Origin of the sequence: Oligella sp. HMSC09E12, from assembly GCF_001808505.1 — a bacterium.
Classification (GTDB): Bacteria; Pseudomonadota; Gammaproteobacteria; order Burkholderiales; family Burkholderiaceae_B; genus Oligella; species Oligella urethralis.
Window position 1 is genome coordinate 1 of record NZ_KV793525.1, and the last position, 1,356, is coordinate 1,356.

Consider the following 1,356-nt stretch of genomic DNA (forward strand, 5'->3'; position numbering starts at 1 on the left):
CAAGTGCTATTTCTTTCGCATACATTGAATTCTCATTTTAGACATAACGCCCCACTCACCGGAATTTTGCGAGCGCAGCGAGTAAAATTTCCGAGTGCAGTGGTTTGTTAGCCGTTTTAGACTTCGACATTACTCTTACCTATATTGCACCGTTCACAGAGTATTTGCAGGTTTTCAAATACTGTTTCACCACCATTTGCCCAAGGAACAATGTGGTCTACATGCAATTTAGCTCCGTCTTGTGGAGTAGTACCGCAGAGTTTACATTTTGCGCCATCTTTCATAAGAACCATTGCCCTGAGCCGCCAATTGATGTTGCGAGGAGTTCTTTTTTGATTCGATTTTTGAAGCTCAATGTCTTGCTCAGGTAGTTCACCTTCATTCACCCATGCAACAAATGCTTCCAGTGATTTTCGCCAACCACCGAACCTTTTTTCATAAGTACCTGAAGAGTACTTTGATACGTCTTTCGTTAAGTCATTATATTTGGGCTGGCGCCCAAGGCTCGTCCAAACTTCGACTAGATTTTCAAATAGCTCTTCATTAGTAATGTTAAGAGTTCTTGTCTTTTTCAGACCAGCTTTCTCTAAAGCCTTGAACCAAGAGCCAAACCGACGATTTAGGGTTGAGTTGTGATACTTACCACGATCATTATATTCATCGATCGTAACTTTATCTTTTCCCAACTCGCCAGCAACTCTTTTCAGGTCATCAATCAGATCCTGATCCGGTACATTTCGATTGTGAGATTCTAGTTGAAACTTCATGACTTCCCTTGACGGCTAACGCCTGAATTAAGCCGCGCCGCGAAGCGGCGTCGGCTTGAATGAATTGTTAGGCGCAATCCTGCGTAGCACCCAGGAATGAACCTACTTCTTACCCATTGTCAAGAATAGCTCCAGCGGAAGTCTTGACCATTGGCTCTTCTGTAAAGGCTCCAATGGCTCAAGTTGCTGAAGTGCCTTTAGGGGCGTCAGCTTTTGAAGGCCCTTGAGGCGCTCAAGCTTTGTCAGTTTGTTGAGTGCACCTTCTATAAAGCCAACCGCATAGCCGTCATGATCCCAAATGATTCCTTCTTTTAACCAGCCAAGGTGCTTGCCATTGAAGCCGTAGATTGACTGGCCATCTAGATAGGCTACTGGCTCTCCACCCCAGAGATAAATGTTCATCTCGTCGTTCGTGTCTATGTAGGCAACAGCCTCCCCGGTGTCGTCATACAGCGATATCTCGCGAGCTTGACTGGCAACAGGAGCTAATAGAAGAAAAACAAAGAACAACGCAGCTATATTTCTGACAGACATGGATCCCCCTTTCATTGCGCCTAACATGTATTAGCTCGCCTTCCACATAAGCCAA

The 1,356-nt window shown here is 44.9% G+C and carries 2 protein-coding genes; both read right to left on the reverse strand.

The window, feature by feature from the left end:
* Positions 1 to 116: 116 nt before the first annotated feature.
* Complete coding sequence (locus tag HMPREF3179_RS12360; protein WP_070469454.1) at positions 117 to 767, reverse strand: homing endonuclease associated repeat-containing protein; 651 nt, start codon at positions 765 to 767, stop codon at positions 117 to 119.
* 102 nt (positions 768 to 869) lie between these two features.
* Complete coding sequence (locus HMPREF3179_RS01860; RefSeq protein WP_070469455.1) at positions 870 to 1,328, reverse strand: 4-fold beta flower protein; 459 nt, start codon at positions 1,326 to 1,328, stop codon at positions 870 to 872.
* Positions 1,329 to 1,356: the final 28 nt, after the last annotated feature.